Here is a 16,638-nt window from a genome sequence, read left to right on the forward strand (position 1 = left end):
GAGGTCTGCGCTCAGACCGGTGTCAGACCCACTGCCCGAAGGCGGGCTTGAGAATGTCGTTGAGATCGACGCCGATTCCGCCGACTTGACGCTTGTCGATCTCGAACTGGTGCAGGTGTGCCTCGGGGTGAACGAAGCCCTTGGGGCTGCCCCAGTTGTGCTGCCAGAAGTAAGAGCACAGCCCGTCCTGCAGCGCCCAATCGATGGTCTTGGAGTTGCCGTACAGCCCAGTACGGGCATGCCCCACCACTGATTCCCACGCCCTCAGGTAGGGCGCCACCTGATTCTTGTACTGCTCAGGTGTCGGGTTGTCGTCGATCGAAACGTAGATCGGCACGTTGTAGGAGCCGCCGGCCGCGATATGCAGCTGCCAACCACGCTGCGCGTGTTTGATCCCGGCTTCCTGGCCGCCAAGCCAATCGGCGGTGTCCTGCTTGCCGTACTGATAGTTGGAGACGATCTTCAAACCGGCCCGATACAGATCGCGCGCTTCGGCGAGCTTGATGGGCTTACCGGCCGACAGTCCCGGGCTGCGCGGATCGGAGACGTACCGAATAGCTCCCAGATGTCCTGCGGCCTTGATCGACTCGGGAGTCGGTACTCCGCCCGCGTAATCGATGAGGGTCCCCAACGAGGCCGCGTTGGCCTGCGAGGGTGCCAGCGCGGAAGAGACGGCACTACCCAGCACCGCCGCGGCGGGCATGGCCGCGGCGTATTTGAGGACATCCCGACGGGATAGTGACACGACTGCTACCTCACAAGGCCGTTCCGAGCGCTTGAATAACTCAAACCTCAGATTACGACAGCTACCTCAATAAGCACGGCAGCCACGCGTGTCACATACGGCACAGCGCTACCTAACTGTCCGCCATCCGAAACACCTCATCGGCGATCAATCGGGGTTCCGTGAGGACGATCTGATGTCCGGATTTGCGAGCAACTACGTGACGCGCACCGAGCCGATGCGCCGTCAACTGGTGGGCAGCGTTCAGCTCTGACCGTGTCTCCTCATTGAGAAACTCCGCACGCGCTCCCGATATGACGGTGATGGGGATTCCGTTGATCACGGGCGGGTTATCGCGCAACCCGGTCACCCCGGCGACAAAGCGGCGGTCCTCCTCGTTGGCGGCACGCCCCGCTCGCCACGTCAGATCTTCGGACGTGATGTCATCGACGACGTCGCGTGGCATCCGGGGCATCATGCGGCGAATGAGATACGGCAGCAGACCGACCCGCCCCATCACGTCGAGCACCGCACGATGGATCACGCCGAGGAGCCGCAGGCCAGGCGAAGCCGGGCGGTAGTAGGCGTCGAGGTTCTCGTCGGAGTGATCGACCAGAACGATGCCCGCGATACGTGACGGATCGGCCACAGTCGAGGCCAGTGCGATGGTTCCGCCATAGCTGTGGCCCACCAGGATGTAGGGGCCCGAACCGAGCGCCGCCAGTAGGGCACCAAGGTCCTCGGTGATTCGCTCCAGCGTGCGCGGCTGATGATCGTCATCGCTGCGCCCCAAGTTCGCCCGGTCGTAGACCACCGCCCGAAAACGCTGGGCGACAAGGGGTTGCACGAGCCCCCACGCCGACCGCGAGAAGCCCATTCCGGACTCGAAGACCACGGTCGGATCACCAGTTCCGGCGACCATGTAATGCAACGCGCGCCCGTCGGAGGTGGTCACATAGTTACTCGACCCCAGGGTGTGGTTCACCCAGCCACCGTACGGAACAACCGCCCATGAGGTCGGCCCGCTACGCCCCTGAGTGCAGCAGTGGGCGCAGCCGTTCGGTCTTTTCCGCTGTCCATCCAGGTGGCTGCAGGATGTCTGCCCACGCGTTGGCGACCGCCTGTACGTAGACGTGACCATGCCCATCGGGGACGTTGACCGCGACCGCCATGTCGGCAGAGACCTGCAGGAACGTCACGAACGGTATCCACTCCATGCTCGGCAGCACGTCATAGCCGCGGGGCTCGCGCAGCCAGTCCGGCTTACTCAGGATGAGGTCGGGATTCCACCAGGCGATCGGATCCGATGCGTGCTGCAGATACACAATGCGCGGGCGCGCCCAGGTAGCGGCGGGGCGTTTGAGATCCTCTGGGCGCGAAACGAATCGAACGTTTCGTCCCTTGTCGTAGATGGGCAGCACCTCCGGCGATCCGTCATCGCGGTTATGCGTGGCCTCCAGCCACATGGAGTTGTTGAAGGTCGGGCCGGAGAACAGCGCACCGTCCGTGCGCGCCACGATGTTGTTCACCGACAGAAACGGTGCCTCGCCGCCGAACGATCCGAGGCTCTCCCCGAACACCACAAGCTTGGGCCGCACACCCTCCGGCATGGCGCGGACCCGCGCGGACACGGCCTCGAACAACGCCTGCCCCGCCTGACGCGCGTTCTCCTTGTCCACCAGGAACGAGAGCCAGCTGGGCAGGAATGAATACTGCATGCTGACGATGGCGGTGTCGCCGTTGTACATGTATTCGAGGGCGTCCGCCTCGGCCTGGTTGATCCAGCCGGTTCCCGTCGTCGTGGCCACCGCCACCACCTTGCGGTGCAGACCACCCTCGCGTTCCAGTTCACGGGCCGCGAGCTCGGCCGTCGCCTTGATTCCATCGGCGGATTCCAGGCCCGCGTAGGCCCTGATCGGTTCGGTCGCCCGTGCCTTATTGAACGCCGAGAGCTCCTGTGTGGTGGCACCGCCGCCGATGAAGGCACGGCCCTGATTGCCCAACGACGCCCAGGAGACCAGCGAACCCGGCCCGCCCGAACGCAGCGATGTCGTTGGCGCAGGATTGTCCGGGTTCTCCTCGTTGTTGACCGCCGAGAAGGTGTTGTTCAAGAAATCCATTGCCACCCTGACGACAACGCCGTTGATGAGTGCCATCGCAAGAACCACCACCAGCGTGACGGCAACCACAGCCGAGACTCGTTTGGGGGCCACGCGGTTGAGCCGTTCGATCAGGAACAGAATCAGCCGACGGATCTGCTGTCCGATCTCGACCAGGATGAATAAAACGATGATCGACAGCACAGCGGTCTGCGGGTGCGCCCAGAAACTTAGCCTCGGCACACCCATGAGGTCACGCACACGGTCCTGCCAGAAGTGGAACCACACGATCATCGCGGCGGTGCCGATGATTCCGACCACGATGAGGACCCACCAGGCGAAGCGAGGCGCCTTCGGACTCGAATCCTTCGACCGCATGTACCGCACCAGCCACACCGCCAGCACACCAAGCGCGTAGCCGATGGCACCTGAGCCCCCGCTCACCAGCGCCTGAAAAAGCGGCCCCCGTGGAAGCAACGACGGAGTCATCGACAGCCAGAGAAAGACCAGGCCCACGGCGGTGCCCGTGAAGGTATAGTGCCGCACCCACCAGCGCGTCTTCTCTGGCTTCAGTACCGACGCCTCCGGTGCCAGCTCGTTGGCGTCCGGTGCCGGTTCCTTTTCGATATCGCTGTCGATATCCCTGTCGATTGCCATCGCCACACCCTTCTTGATGCCGCCAGCTGCGCGTGTCAATGGTGCCCGCACGTCGCCACACCGCACAGAGGTATTACCAGATCGGCGACGTGGTGCGGTGGGTCACTGCGACGCCACCACCACCTGAGACCGCGCTGCGCAAATCGCCGAGCCGGACCGGACCTCACCGGCTCAGCGAATTGTGCGCGACAGGGAGCCGACCGCTCTCACAGGTCCCTGCGGTATCCTGCGAACTTGCTATCAGGGCTCTTTGTCCGTAGGGCGGGGCAGATCGATGCAACGGGGGCACGACGAGGATTACACATGCGACATGCCGGTGTCGGCCGTGAGGCCAGGACGACCAGCGCACAAAGCCCTAAGCGGGAACGACGGCGCCGCGGGTCCATCACCGCCGAGGACATCATCGCCGGAGCCTTCGAGCTCGCCGAGGAAATAGGGATCTGTGGGCTGAGCATGCCGCTGCTAGCGAAGCATCTCGATGTCGGTGTGACCAGTATCTACTGGTACTTCCGCAAAAAGGGCGAGCTGCTCGACGCGATGACCGACCGCGCCACCAAGCAGTATCACTTCGCTGCACCCTTCATTGGCGACGAAACCTGGCAGGACGCGCTGCGCAGCCATACCCGCCGGATGCGCGAGGCATTTCGGGAACGCCCAGTGCTGGTTGAACTCATCCTGATGCGCACCAGCGAGCTCAGCAACGAGGCATTACAGGCGAGCATTCAGAACCTGGAATCGCTTGTCCAAACCCTGATCGGTGTCGGCTTCAGCCCGGACAACGCGCTAGACGTGTATTTCGCCCTGTCCTTGCATATTCGCGGCATCGTGGTGCTTGAGCACATGGACACCGTCATGCCCGCGTCCGGTGAGGCCCGCAGCCTGGTACCGAACGCCACGCTCGCCCCCACCCTGCATGATCTGGCGTCTCGCGGTCATTCGATCGCGTCCATCTCCGACGCCCACTTCGACTTCACCGTCGATGCCATCATCGAACGAGCCGAGCATCTGCTCTCCCAGGACATCGCGGCACGCGAAGCGTCCTGACCGGCGCTTAGACCTTGGAGTTGAGCAGCTCCTCGATTTTCTCGAGTCGATTGTTCGACAGCGCGGTGTTGTCGATCGACCGATCCGCCGAGCAGGTGACCAGCTGCGCGATCACATTCGCCTTGGCGATCACGGCGAACTCGCAAATCCATTGATCACCATCGAGATTCGTCGACCAACGGACCATGTCCGGCGAGCCAGGAACCACTGGACCGGGCGTGACCGTATGGCGTTTCTGGTCATCGCCCCAGGCAGCGACCGGAAGCTGACACTTGGATACGGTCGCGCGCATCGATTCGAGGAACCGAGCCGCCTGAAAATCGCCGGGATAGGTAGCCGACACCTCCAGGAGCTGATGCTGGTTCGGGTACTGGTTATCGGTCTGCGTCCGCGCTTCTCGTCCGGTGTAGTTCGTGGGGAAGAGCGGATAGCGGCCGTAACCGACGACCCCCTGACATTCAGCGGGCTCGGCACCGATCCACAGAATCGACTGCATATCGGTTTCGAACAGCGGCTTTCCCGGCGTCACGCTCAACGATTGCGCCGGAGTGAGGAGTTGGTCGAGCTGCGCGGGCTGGATCGGCCCGGCAGATACGGATCCCCTCTCCGCCGTGGCCTCCCCGTCGACTCCACGTTGACAGCCCGTCACCACGAGCAACAACGCGACCAGCACCGGCACCGACCACCTCATGTTGGCAAACATTACCCGCATCTACCGCTCTCCCGGATTTCGGCATTGTCCCGTGGCAGGCATGCGATCTCGGGTAAGAAGGGTCCAGTCGACACGACAAGTCGGTAATGCGATCAGGCACCACGACCCGAAGAGGAGTGCGCGGTATGTCCACCAAGCTGGCAACACCACAGGAGCTGCTGTCGCTGGGCAGAGTCGAATTGGGTACCAGCAGTTGGGTTCAGATCACCCAGGAACAGGTCAACGAGTTCGCGGACGCGACCGGTGACCGGCAGTGGATCCACACCGATACCGAACGCGCCAAGGCCGGCCCGTTCGGCGGGACCATCGTGCACGGATACCTGACGCTCGCACTCGCCCCGGCATTCCTGGACGAGGTGCTTGAGATCGCGTCATACGATGCGGTGCTCAACTATGGCGTGAACAAGGTGCGGTTCCCGGCGCCGCTGCATGTGGGGGCGCGGGTTCGCGGACACGTCACGCTGCTGTCGGCCAAGTTGCGCGATAAGGGCACCGTCGAGGCCACCTATGGCATCAAGTACGAGATCGAGGGCAAGGACCGGCCGCCATGCGCTGCCGAAAGCGTGTACCTGTACCAGTAGTCACGCCTCGTCAAGCGCCCGTCATAGCGTGCAGCCGTTACCTTTGGCCGTCTCATCGAAGAGAGCGCAAAGGGAGCCGTTGGAGAGCTTCCATGCTCCGCCACTCTCGACCCAGTCCAGGGTTCGGCGCCGAGAACCCATACCTATCACCGACATAACGAGTTGGGAGGTGAGGTGGTTGCCTTCGAGTGCGGGATTCTCAACGCGCAAGGACACCATTGAGCGGTGCTGGGCGATCGGTCCCCCGATCTCGTCTGCCGTCGGCAGCGCTGCCTGGCCGCCCTCAAGGTAGGCGGCACGTTCTGCGGCACCGGCATTGGTGTCGAAAATGACCGCCAGCCGCCTGGTCAACTGGTCGGCGGATAGCAACGCGGGAGCCGGCTCGGCGTAACTGTTGCCTGCGCCCAGAGCCAATCCGGCGGTCAAGGCGCCAGCGGCCGCAGCTGCCAGGGCCCGGTGAATGACGGTATACATCGTTGTTTCGCCCTTTCAGGATCTGTTCGTCTCATGAGAGGCGGAGCAGCGCTGGCAGAAGCTCGTCCACTCTCGCCAATAGCTCTCTAAATCCGCTGGCTGCCAGTCATGTTCGATTAATTCACCTGGAAATAATCAACTAGATCACCCTGTTTTTCTACTCGTCTTTGGAGGGCTATCGAGCCACCGAAGATGGGCCCGATGAGCAGGCTCTGATGTGCCAGTACGTCGGCTTGGCGCCCGAACCCAATAGCCGCGGCACCATCGGATACTCGCCTTCCACCCTGCGACCGCGTTGCACGGCAGCAGGGTTACATCGAGTCCGGCAGCGGTGCGCACGCGTAGTCATCGCCGGCCGCTGCATCATCTAGGCCAGACGCAGCCAATGTGAGCTTATTATTCTGCGGGGCAATCGATTACCGCGGCGGCCTGGCCGACTCCCGCCGTGAGGTAGCGCGTGAGCATCGCTACTAGTTCGTTCTCGAAATCAGCAATCCCTGCGGGATCAGGTGCGGACAGCATCTGGTGCACCACCAACTCAATCGTCGTGACGACCAGCCGGGCCGCCGCGTCCTTGTTGGCGACGGCTACGTCAGGACATCTGTCGAGGAGCCGGCACATGTCATCGACAGCGGCACGCTGAACATGCGCTACCTTGGCCATGAGCTCACTTGAGCGCGGCGCCTGTTCGATAAGAACTCTGAGGAACTCTGGATCCTGCAGGTGGTTGCTCACCGCGGCAGCCACTATGGAACGCATGGCATCCTCTGTGGACTCCGCCGGCCCCGCGCGGCGGCGTTCGTTAGCTGCGGCGATACCCGCATCGAGGTGGCGCGCCGCCAGCTCCACCACGATGGCGTCCTTGTTGGGGTAGTACTGATACAGCGAGCCGATGGAGATATCTGCCCACTGCGCAATCCGGTTCGTGGTGCCTCGCCCATAGCCGTACTGAGTGAATACCGCGATGGCCGCCTCGAGGATACGTTCGCGTGTCCGCTCCGAGCGCTGCTGGCGGGGTTGCTTACGTGGATGGAGCTGGTGCTGGCTCATCGTGACCGGGCCTTTCGCTGACTGATCGCCACGCCAGCGTAGACCTGCGGTGCGCCATAAACGGGTGTCCTCCGCTGCGTGGGGCTACCGCAGATGTGGCCGAAACGCGAGTAGCGCGCGACGAAGCTGAGTCAGGTGCGTGACACCGGGCACGGCTGCGCGACGACTAGCAGGCATTGCGCAGATAAAGACCTTGCGCCGCAGCCGACAACAACGTCGCCACCGAACGCGAGTAGCGAATAGTTCACTGCGGCAGGATAATTGGCAGTGTTCCACTACATCAGTGATGTAGTGCGCGATGAGCCAGGACATGGATTAAAGCTCTCTTTGTTGTGACTTTCAGCTGTCCTGGGTCCCCGCCCACCCACAAATGCCGTAGTTACTCGGCACCCCTTAGCGAGGAGTCCACACGTGCGTGTCCCACCTTCCGCGCCAATTTCGACTGGCAATGAGGGGCGGCGGCCATGACCGGGTCAATTTGGCTTGCCTCTCCGCCAGAGGTGCACTCGGCGCTGCTCTCTGCGGGCCCAGGGCCCGGCGCGCTCTTGGCGGCTGCCGCAACCTGGAGTTCTTTGGCCGTCGAATATCGCGCGGCGGCAACCGAAATTGGGCAACTGTTGGCCGAGGTACGCGCTGGCACATGGGAAGGATCCAGCGCTGACCAGTACTTCGCCGGGCACCAGCCCTATCTGAGCTGGCTCGAGGAAGCCGCAGACTGCAGTGCTGTGAACTCCGCCCAGCTCGAACAGTCGGCAGCCGCCTACACGGCCGCCCTGGCGGAAATGCCCACTCTGGCGGAACTCGCGCTCAACCATGCCGTCCACGGGGCCCTCGTGGGCGCGAACTTCTTCGGGATCAACACCATTGCGATCGCTCTGAACGAGGCCGATTACGTGCGTATGTGGATTCAGGCGGCTACCGCCATGGCGACCTACGCCAGCATCGCAGAGGCTGCCTCGGCGGCGCTGCCGCACCCGCTGCCCGCGCCGCCGATATTGGCCCCGCCGCCGTTCGGGACTGCCAACCTTTCTGCCACAGCACATATGCAGGCCTCTAATGGTCAAATAGCGCTGGACAACAGTCAATCCACCGTTCAGTCCCTTCTGGAGGAGATCCTCAAAGCATTGCTTCCGCCGGGGTTCACTGACGTTCTCAAAGAGTTCCTCAAACTCGATCTTCGGCAGCTTCTGACACTGCTGATCACCCACCCCGCGGCGGCGCTGAGCGCACTTGCCCCGTTGCTCACAGCGATGCTGGGGCTAGGCCAGTTCGTGGCCACCAGCATTTTGTTGTGGACACTGCAGATCGGTTCGGCACTGCTGCTTTTCGCCCCTGCCATCGCCCTTCCGTTGGCCATAGCGTTTGCCTCCCCCGAGTGGCTGGCCGCGACCATCGGGCAGACGCCGTCACCCACGCATACATCGACAGGTGTTGCCCCTGCCTCCCACCCCCGCAGTCTCGCACTGGCAGTTCTTCCAGCACCTGGCTCCGCATCCGCGCCCGCCACCGCACCGGCGGCGACTGCGGCACCGGCAGCCACGGGTACGCCCGCGGCGACGAGCCCCCCTGCGCCAGCGGGTGGGTGGTACGCCGTGTACGGCGCTGCGGCCGGCCCGCGCCCGCCCGAGAGCCCCGCGATCAAAGATCGAACGGGGAGCCCCCTGCCGCAGGCGACTGATGCCGCAGCATCTACCCAGACCGCCGGGAAAGCTCCCGCCGCGGCAAGGCGGCGGCGCCAACGGCACCCCGGCATAGCAGACCGCCGGATGTATGTCACCGAGTCTCTGCACGAGCCTGCCGAACTGGGCCCACTCCCGGCGCAATCCGCGCCTGCCGACTCAACCCACACCATGACCCCAACGTCCCGCCGCAGCATGGTCGTATCAGGTCGCTCAGGTATCAACACGCAGCAGACCGCGGCACCTCGCGGCTACGCGGACCGTGACACAGCCCGGCCTGTCGAGCGGATCGCAACGCAGCCTTTGATACCTGGCGGCTGGCCGCCAGGTGACGACACCCCATGACGGGCGCTACATGCTCAGCAGATGCCAGACCCCTACCCCCCGCCGGTGCTGCACCGCGGAGAAAGCGACGACGATGGTCCCCATTACCTCACGCCTGTCCGACATGCTTTCCGATGTTTTGTTCACGCCGGTGCAGGTTGCCGAAGTCACCTATCTAGCATCGTGTTTCGTCAAGATTCGCATCACCAGCCAGGCATTCCAGCGCGCACAATGGACCCCGGGTGACAAGATGCAGGTTCGGACACGGCGCGGCTCTCTTCAAATGCGCGCCTACACGCCAATCAGCTGGGACCATCACGCGGGCTCCACAGAGCTGATTGCCTTCCTTCACGGCAGCGGCCCCGCGGCCGATTGGTTCGGCAACATCACCATCGGCGCCGAGTGTGAAGCCTTCGGGCCGAGCCGCTCCCTAGATCTGTCGAAAACGGCCGAGTCGACAGTATTTGTCGGGGATGAAACTAGCGTCGCACTGGCTCATGCACTGCGCACCGTTAACCCATCGGCCCGATGCATTTATGAGGCAACGGATCTCGCTTCGTTGTGTGCACTACTTGCCATGCTGAAGCTGAACGACAACACCCGAGTCGTCACCAAATCCCAGGATCGCAGCGCACTGCTTGAACAGCTGCGAGAAGCGATGGAATCCGCGAGTGGGCCACAAGACCTCATCGTCAGTGGCGATGCAGCCACGGTGAACGCCGTGCGCCGCGCCGTGCGCCGGTGGCCCGACATTGCACCACGGATCAAGGCACGCGCGTACTGGGCGCATGGGCGGCCGGGACTGAGTTAATGCTGCGCCGAAGTAGCCGTCGGGCAGGCAACAGCAGATTCGCGAATGCACTAACTAGGAGATGTCATGATCGATGTACTGATCGTTGGGGCAGGCCCTGTCGGACTGTTATTGGCTGGGGAACTAATCCTCGGCGGGGCGCGACCGCTGGTATTGGAAGCTTCCGACGGAACTGAGTCCCGCACAAGGAGTTTCGGCCAGCGCTCAGTCAATGGACGCAGCTCTCGCACGCTGTCCCTACGCGGACTCGTTCCCGCGCTAGAGGCCGCGCAATCGGCCTGGATTGACTGCTTGGCTGAGGCCGGACAACAGGCAAGCGATACAGACCAGCTGTCGACGGCGCTTCACCTGATGCGTGACGGACGCGCGGCAGGCCACTTCGGCGGACTGCCGCTGACGGCCGACGCCGCCGCCAGCGGTCGCTGCTACCTGATGAAGCAACACATGCTGGAAAACGTCCTCGCCGACTGGGCTACCGGACTGGGAGTGCACATCGAGCCTGACACCAGGGTGACTGTCGTTCGGGACGAGGAGAATTCGGCGGTGGCAGAGCTGGCCGACGGGCGTTCGATACGCGCGAGTTACGTCGTTGGCTGCGATGGTGGCCGAAGCGTGGCTCGCAAAACTGCTGGTTTTGCCTTCCCCGGCACACCGCCCACCATGACGGGGCGGGTTGCAGTGGCCGAACTTTCTAGCCGGGACACACCTACCGCGATTCTGCGCGGCCCCAACGGCCTGGTGAACAGCTTGATGGTGCCCGGCGAGATCACGACTGTCGAGTTCGACGGCACCGGTCCAATCGACCGTGATGCGCCGATGACTCCCGACGAGTTGCAAGACAGCATGCTGCGGGCCGGCGGCCTCTCGGTGACAGTGCACAGCCTGCACACCGGGACGCGGTTCAGTGACAACACCAGGCAAGCCGACACCTACCGGCGCGGACGTGTACTGCTGGCCGGTGACGCCGCACACGTGCACTCCCCGATCGGCGGGCAGGGACTCAACCTCGGGCTACAAGATGCCGCGAACCTCGGCTGGAAGCTGGCCCTCGTAGTCACCGGTCGCGGCCCTGACTCGCTGCTCGACACCTACACCACCGAGCGACATCCCGCCGCTGCGCGCGTACTGCGCAGCACGCGCGCCCAGGTTGCGCTGATGCGCCCTGGTCCACAAGTTGACGCGCTCCGGGACATCCTGGCGGAGGTGCTCGCGATCCCGGACGCACACGAATACTTCGCCGCATTGGCGAGCGGCGCGGACCAAGACTATGCACCTGACTCGGCCCATCCGATGGTCGGCCGATTCGTACCGAGCGAATTGCTGCCCCTGGCAGCGCAACATATGCGCGACGGCCGTTTCCTCCTAGTGGATTTGACTGGCCGCGAACAACTCAACAAGTTCGTCGCCGAAAACGGCAGAGTACAAGTGGTGCGTCTAGACAACGCAGATTTAGGCGTCACGGCCCTGCTGGTACGGCCGGACGGGTACGTGGCGTGGGTAAGCCAGGATGCGAGCATGACTGGGTTGGCCGATGCGCTCAGCCAGTGGTTCGGAAACGCCCTGCACTCCGACGTCAGCGGCTAAGAGTTGATCGAGCCGCCTACGCGACATTCATATATTCAGAGCATGACTCAAGTGTACGTATGACGTACACTTAGTATCATGGTTCCACGCGGTGTCGCACGCACCACGGCAATACTCGATACCGCCTTACGCGTGTTAGTCCGTGAAGGATACGAACGATTCACCATGGATTCCGTTGCGGCGCAGGCACATGCCAGCAAGACGACCATCTACCGCAGATGGAGAAACAAGGCTGAACTGGTGAAGGCTGCCCTCGACGCACACGACGCGGGCTACAACGAACAGGTTCCCGATACCGGCTCGCTGCGGGGCGATCTTGTCGCAACGCTGACCATGCTGCACCGCAAAACCGAAGCGGTTCCACCAAGTCTGTACGTGGATCTCATCCGCGCGATGGAGCACGACGCGGAGCTGGCCGACGCCATCAACCGGCACCTCGCAGATCCGGGCCTGTCTCCTTTCGACGCTCCCCTGTCTCGGGCGATCGCACGCGGTGAAACATCTCCGGAAATCGACCGCGCGCTGGTTCATGATGTCGCCGAGGCAATGCTCGCGCACCGATTGACCGTGAAGGCGGCAGTCGATACCGCATTCATCGATCGACTCGTCGACGACGTGCTGATCGTGCTTATCCGGAGCACGATCTCGTGACCGTGGTGATCGCCGGCGCGGGCCCCACTGGCCTAACGCTGGCCTGTGAATTGGCACGTCGCGGTGTCCCGTGCAGGGTATTGGACAAGGCGCCCAGCCTATTTCCGGGCTCCCGCGGCAAGGGGTTGTCACCGCGCACCCAGGAGGTTTTCGACGATCTGGGCGTCGCAGAGGCGATCAGATCGGGCGGTATGGAAATGCCGCCATTCCGTATCTACGCCGGAAGCGAGATTATCGCCGAGCGAACGCTTCTCGAGATGCTGGGTTCGCATATCCCGTCCGGACCGGGAGTTCGCTACCCGGGGTTTTGGATGGTGCCGCAATGGCGGACCGACGAAATCCTGCTCAACCGATTGCGTGAACTCGGCGCGGATGTGGAATTCTGCTGTGAAATAACAGGTTTTGAGCAAGATGCCGACGGAGTGAGCGTTACGGTGATGCGGGACGGCACTCCCGATCGGATACGTGCCGCGTACCTGGTCGGCACCGACGGCGGGCGCAGCACCGTACGCAAGGTTCTCGGTGCCGGATTCGCCGGCGAGAGCTTCGAGAATGAACGAACACTGATCGGCGACGTTCGGGCCGAGGAGCTGGATGGCACGTTCTGTCACGTGTTGACACGCGGCGGTCAGGTGGCGGAACGCTTTTCGCTCTGGAACTTGCCGGGCAGTGCTCACTATCAGTTCGTCGCGAGCATGGCGACCGACGATGTTCCGCCCCTGACTCTTGAGGCGGTACAGACCCTTCTGAACTACCGGTCCGGACGCGAAGACATTGTACTGACCGACCTCCGGTGGATATCGCTGTATCGGGTGAACGCGCGGATGGTGGACAGGTTCCGAGAGGGCCGGGTCTTGCTGGCCGGAGATGCCGCCCACGTGCATTCGTCGGCAGGCGGCCAGGGCCTGAACACCAGCGTGCAGGATGCCTACAACTTGGGCTGGAAACTGGCGGCAGTCATCGCAGGCGCCTCCGCGCAACTGCTGGACACCTATGAAGAGGAGCGAATGCCCGTCGCCGCATCGGTGCTGGGGCTGAGCACCGATCTGCATCACCGCAACTTCGAGCCCTCAGAGGACCCTGCGCCACAACTACATCAGCTGGACATCACGTATCGCGGCCGATCATTGGCCGTCGACGACCGCCCTTGTCCCGGGGCGCTACGTGCCGGCGACCGCGCACCGGATGCGATACTGCGGGAAGGCCATCGGCTATTCGACGTCCTGCGCGGCACACACTTCACCGTGCTCACGGTCGACGATCGGACCATCGACATCGACGACGTGCGCGTCCAGCGGATCACGCCGTCAACCGATTACGACGTCACGGAGCCGACACTCGTCTTAGTGCGCCCAGACGGGTACATCGGAGTCATGACCGAATCCGAAGAGACCCTGCGCGCGTATCTCGCCCGCGTGCGCTAGATGGCAGCGGTCAGTGTCTCCAAACGTGCGGGAACGTGCTTGTGCCATGGGGTGCCCGCATATTCATCGCGCCAGGCCGACGACGTCAGCGCGTTCGGCGCCACACCCGGCACGTGCGTTTCGCCGTACTCGTCGGTGTAATCGAGGCCGAACCCGTTCGGGAGTGAGGCGTGTCCGGCCTGCATCATGTCGCTGATCTCGACGGTGGCCTCCGCACTACCCGCCGCGGTGGAGATGCGAACCCGGTCGCCGTCAGCGATGCCGAGCCGATGTGCGTCCTCCGGGCTTATCCGTAACGCGCCCTGCTGGTCCCGTTTACGCCAGGACGGATTACGCAGGATGTCGTTGGCGGTGTACGCCCGCCGCTCTCCCGCCGACAGCACGATCGGAAACTCCGGTGTCGTCAGCTGCGCCGGACGGGATGCCAATCCTCGTATTTCGTCCAGCATTTCAGGGATCGCAAGCGCGATCTTACGGTCCGCGTGCGTAATGAGAGCGAAGTCGTCTTCGTACTCATGAATCGTGAAAGTCACACCGGACGGACTGTTCAAGATGGCGTCAAAGAGCGCGTTGCCATCCGGGTGCCCGGCCCGCGCCACCGCCTGCGGATAGGTCATCATGGCCTTCTGCGCCAGGCCCCACAGTGCGGCGGCACCCTCCAAGCCCTTGGGCAGGGTCGGTCCGAGGGTTTCGTACAGGACATACGGTGCCAGCGGACCGAGTGCCGGATTGGCCAACACCGCGAAGAAGGCCTGTAAGTAGGCATCCCGTCCCTGTGCGGCGGCTTCGCGCAGCGGCTGCAGCTCCGCGTCGTCGACCACTCCCAACGCTCGCACCAATCGGGCCCAAATCTCGGGCTCGGGCAAGGTCCCAGGCTCCGGTTCGAACAGTGGGTGCCTCAGCTGAAAGGTGTTGTGCGGAAACTCAAGATTGAAGAAGGTCGCCTCGACCTTCTCGAATTGGGTGGCCGCCGGCAGCACGTAATGGGCAAGACGGGCGGTCTCTGTCATCGCCACATCCACGACCACCAGGAGCTCCAAGGCCTGGAACGCCTCTTTGCACCGCGCCGAATCCGCCAGCGAGTGCGCAGGATTGCTACTCTCGACGACCATCGCGCGGAACCGGTCGGGATGATCGGTGAGGATCTCTTCGGGGATCACGTTGGAGGGCACCAGGCCACCAATGATCGGGGCTCCGGTCACCGGGGTCTTGCCGAAGAACCCGCCCATGAGTGGTGCCATCCATGAATGCAGGTGCTGGCCACCGCGTTTGGCGAAGTTTCCGGTGAGAATCCACAGCATCTTGTTGAGGTAGGAACTCAGGGTGCTGTTGGGGGCCTGCTGAATCCCGAGGTCTTCGAAGACCGCCACGCTCTCGGCGGCGGCAACACGGCGGGCTGCCCGGCGGATGAGGTCCTCCGCTACACCGCAGCGCTGCGCGTAGTCGCTGATGGGTACCGCACGCAGCGCATCCCGAACCTCCTCGGTGCCGGTGACATGCTCGGCGAGAAATGCTTCATCACAGAGGCTCTCCTGCACCAGCACCGCGGCGAGCGCCGCAAGACACCAGGCGTCGGCACCGGGGCGCACCCGCAGGTGAAAGTCGGCCATCTTGGCGGTATCGGTGACCACCGGGTCGATGACGATCATCGAGCGCTGCGGATCCTTGGCGATCTCATTGAGCACCACCCTCGCCCGCGGAAAGCTCTGCGACATCCATGGGTTCTTCCCGACGAAGACCGACACCTCGGCATGCTCGAACTCACCGCGGGTGTGCCCGCCATAGAGATTCTTGTCGATCCAGGCCTCGCCCGTCTTCTCCTGCGCCAGTGCGTTAGAGCGGTACTTGGACCCGATGGCCTTGAGGAAGGCGCCACTGTAAGCGCCGCCCAGGTGATTGCCCTGACCGCCGCCACCGTAATAGAAGATCTTGTCGCCGCCATAGCTGTCACGGATGTGCTTGAAGCCCTCGGCGATCTCCACGATCGCCGTATCCCAGTCGATTTCCTCGTATGTGCCGTCGGAGCGCCGCCTCATGGGTGAGGTCAGCCGGTTGGCATTGTTCTGGTAGTGATCCAGGCGCAATGCCTTGTTACAGGTGTACCCCTGGGATGCCGGGTGGTCTTTGTCGCCACGGATCTTGGCGAGTGTTCGCCCCTCGGTCTGGACAACGATGCCGCAGTTGCACTCACACAGGATGCAGGCGGTGGGCAGCCAGTTGGTGGCGGTCATGACAAAGCCTCCTCGATCAGCGTGCGTAATTGCTTATGCACCACATCGATTGGTGTGATGTCATGGATCGATCGCGCGACGATGATGGCCCCCTCCAACGAGGTTGTCATCAGCATCGCCAGCTCGTCGGCACGCGCACGGGCGACGCCGGCACTGGCCAGCTTGTCCGCGATGATGCCGATCCAACGCTGGAAGACGGCCGCCGAGTGCTCGATAAGCTTCTGATTACTGGCCGGACTCTCCGGATCCCCTGCCTCGACCGCGACCGCCACCACGGGGCATCCCGCACGGAAGTCGCTGCGCACCAACTGCTTCCGATAAGAGGCGACAAGCGTGTCCAGAGCCTCCACCCCCGAGGGTGTGGAGTCGATCATCCCGGCAATGTACTCACCGGCCAGATCCACTGCCTCGCCAAGTAACTGAGTGCGTCCGCCGGGAAAGTAGTGATACGCCGAGCCGCGCGGCGCGCCGCTGTGTTCGAGCACATCGGAGATGGCCGTCGCGTGGGCACCACGCTCGCGAATCAGCAGGGCGGCCGAGGCCACCATTCGTTCACGCGGGGTGCTCAATCGTCGTCCTTCCCGAGGTGCACA

At 63.3% G+C, this 16,638-nt stretch carries 15 protein-coding genes; 7 read left to right on the forward strand and 8 right to left on the reverse strand.

Annotated elements, in window-relative coordinates:
* Positions 1-22: 22 nt before the first annotated feature.
* From B4400_RS08415 to B4400_RS08425, 3 genes are all read right to left on the reverse strand, one after another.
* Complete coding sequence (locus B4400_RS08415; protein ID WP_078309289.1) at positions 23-745, reverse strand: DUF1906 domain-containing protein; 723 nt, start codon at positions 743-745, stop codon at positions 23-25.
* Between the two features lie 112 nt (positions 746-857).
* Positions 858-1,679, reverse strand: a complete 822-nt coding sequence (locus B4400_RS08420; RefSeq protein ID WP_078309453.1) for an alpha/beta fold hydrolase — start codon at positions 1,677-1,679, stop codon at positions 858-860.
* Between the two features lie 70 nt (positions 1,680-1,749).
* The gene (locus tag B4400_RS08425; protein WP_139359913.1) at positions 1,750-3,519 is read right to left on the reverse strand and encodes an alpha/beta hydrolase; all 1,770 of its coding nucleotides are present in this window, start codon (positions 3,517-3,519) and stop codon (positions 1,750-1,752) included.
* A gap of 264 nt (positions 3,520-3,783) precedes the next feature.
* Here B4400_RS08425 and B4400_RS08430 point away from each other — a divergent pair, with 264 nt between their 5' ends.
* Complete coding sequence (locus tag B4400_RS08430; protein ID WP_078309290.1) at positions 3,784-4,524, forward strand: TetR/AcrR family transcriptional regulator; 741 nt, start codon at positions 3,784-3,786, stop codon at positions 4,522-4,524.
* Positions 4,525-4,531: 7 nt separating this feature from the next.
* Here B4400_RS08430 and B4400_RS08435 read toward each other — a convergent pair whose 3' ends face one another.
* Positions 4,532-5,227 carry a sensor domain-containing protein gene (locus B4400_RS08435; protein WP_078309292.1) on the reverse strand — a complete coding sequence of 232 codons (696 nt, stop codon included), beginning with the start codon at positions 5,225-5,227 and terminating at the stop codon, positions 4,532-4,534.
* Positions 5,228-5,361: 134 nt separating this feature from the next.
* Between B4400_RS08435 and B4400_RS08440 the strand changes: the two genes are divergently transcribed.
* The gene (locus B4400_RS08440) at positions 5,362-5,817 is read left to right on the forward strand and encodes a MaoC family dehydratase (RefSeq protein ID WP_030094965.1); all 456 of its coding nucleotides are present in this window, start codon (positions 5,362-5,364) and stop codon (positions 5,815-5,817) included.
* A gap of 21 nt (positions 5,818-5,838) precedes the next feature.
* On the opposite strand, the gene B4400_RS08445 is transcribed toward B4400_RS08440, so the two are convergent.
* A complete protein-coding gene (locus tag B4400_RS08445; RefSeq protein WP_078309294.1) occupies positions 5,839-6,291 on the reverse strand; it encodes an MTB12 C-terminal domain-containing protein in 453 nt (150 codons plus the stop codon).
* A 396-nt stretch (positions 6,292-6,687) separates the two neighbouring features.
* Positions 6,688-7,341, reverse strand: a complete 654-nt coding sequence (locus B4400_RS08450; protein WP_078309296.1) for a TetR/AcrR family transcriptional regulator — start codon at positions 7,339-7,341, stop codon at positions 6,688-6,690.
* Between the two features lie 464 nt (positions 7,342-7,805).
* Between B4400_RS08450 and B4400_RS08455 the strand changes: the two genes are divergently transcribed.
* From B4400_RS08455 to B4400_RS08475, 5 genes are all read left to right on the forward strand, one after another.
* Positions 7,806-9,365, forward strand: a complete 1,560-nt coding sequence (locus tag B4400_RS08455) for a PPE family protein (RefSeq protein WP_078309299.1) — start codon at positions 7,806-7,808, stop codon at positions 9,363-9,365.
* A 73-nt stretch (positions 9,366-9,438) separates the two neighbouring features.
* Positions 9,439-10,155 carry a siderophore-interacting protein gene (locus tag B4400_RS08460; protein WP_078309301.1) on the forward strand — a complete coding sequence of 239 codons (717 nt, stop codon included), beginning with the start codon at positions 9,439-9,441 and terminating at the stop codon, positions 10,153-10,155.
* 66 nt (positions 10,156-10,221) lie between these two features.
* Positions 10,222-11,739: an FAD-dependent monooxygenase gene (locus tag B4400_RS08465; protein WP_078309303.1), complete on the forward strand. Its 1,518-nt coding sequence runs from the start codon at positions 10,222-10,224 to the stop codon at positions 11,737-11,739.
* Positions 11,740-11,817: 78 nt separating this feature from the next.
* A complete protein-coding gene (locus B4400_RS08470) occupies positions 11,818-12,390 on the forward strand; it encodes a TetR/AcrR family transcriptional regulator (protein ID WP_078309305.1) in 573 nt (190 codons plus the stop codon).
* Entirely contained in the window at positions 12,387-13,814 is a 1,428-nt protein-coding gene (locus B4400_RS08475; RefSeq protein ID WP_078309308.1) for an FAD-dependent monooxygenase, read from the forward strand. Before B4400_RS08470 ends, B4400_RS08475 begins: the two co-directional genes overlap by 4 nt.
* Here B4400_RS08475 and B4400_RS08480 read toward each other — a convergent pair.
* The gene (locus B4400_RS08480; RefSeq protein WP_078309310.1) at positions 13,811-16,045 is read right to left on the reverse strand and encodes a molybdopterin oxidoreductase family protein; all 2,235 of its coding nucleotides are present in this window, start codon (positions 16,043-16,045) and stop codon (positions 13,811-13,813) included. The genes B4400_RS08475 and B4400_RS08480 overlap by 4 nt on opposite strands.
* Positions 16,042-16,614, reverse strand: a complete 573-nt coding sequence (locus B4400_RS08485; protein WP_139361322.1) for a TetR/AcrR family transcriptional regulator — start codon at positions 16,612-16,614, stop codon at positions 16,042-16,044. The genes B4400_RS08480 and B4400_RS08485 overlap by 4 nt, the downstream gene beginning before the upstream one ends.
* Between the last annotated feature and the right edge of the window lie 24 nt (positions 16,615-16,638).

Source organism: Mycobacterium sp. D16Q13, assembly GCF_002013375.1.
In the GTDB taxonomy this organism is placed as follows: Bacteria; Actinomycetota; Actinomycetes; order Mycobacteriales; family Mycobacteriaceae; genus Mycobacterium.